The organism is Dyadobacter sp. CY261, assembly GCF_021440085.1.
Classification (GTDB): domain Bacteria; phylum Bacteroidota; class Bacteroidia; order Cytophagales; family Spirosomataceae; genus Dyadobacter.
This window is the reverse complement of record NZ_JAKCPW010000074.1, coordinates 1-691: the sequence shown is the minus strand read 5'-3', so window position 1 is coordinate 691 and position 691 is coordinate 1. Positions and strand designations below refer to the sequence as shown.

Sequence of the window (691 nt, the reverse complement as noted above, 5' to 3'; positions counted from 1 at the left end):
CAACGTCATCCTGGTTGGGGTTTCTGGAAAATCCGTTACAGACTACGCCGACAAGGATATTCTTACAATCATAAGCGTATTTGGCGCATTTACCGCCAATTAGGACTTAATTTACCTAGACGTAAGAAAAAGCGGCTACCAGAACGGGTTAGACAACCCTTGGCAAAGCCCACGGCGATTAACCAAGTTTGGTCGCTCGACTTTATGTCTGACGTATTGAGAGATGGACGTCGCTTTCGTACATTGAATGTATTGGATGATTACAACAGGCAAGCATTGGGGATAGATATTGACTTTTCTTTACCTGCGAAGCGGGTTGTTCGGCTTCTGGAACAGGCAATTGAAACCCATGGTAAACCGAGCTGCCTACGATGTGACAACGGACCCGAGTTTATCAGCATTGCGTTGACGGAATGGTGCGAATCAAATGAAATAGAACTGCGTTGGATACAGCCTGGGAAACCAACCCAGAATGCTTACATCGAACGATTTAATGGCACTTTTCGTCGTGAAATTCTGAATGCTTATTTATTCCGAAATTTACTACAAGTTAGAGAAGTGGTTGACCACTGGATCAACGATTACAATACACAAAGACCACATCAAGCACTTGGCTTTTTAACACCGAATGAGTTTAAACAAACGGGATAAGCTCTATTCAGCAATTGATCACCCAAAAGGGGATAACACA

Annotated in this window: 1 protein-coding gene; it reads left to right on the top strand. The window is 43.4% G+C overall.

From position 1 onward, the window contains the following. On the top strand, nucleotides 1–651 hold a 651-nt coding region (locus LZD49_RS35415), incomplete at its 5' end, for an IS3 family transposase (protein WP_234673393.1). Nucleotides 652–691: the final 40 nt, after the last annotated feature.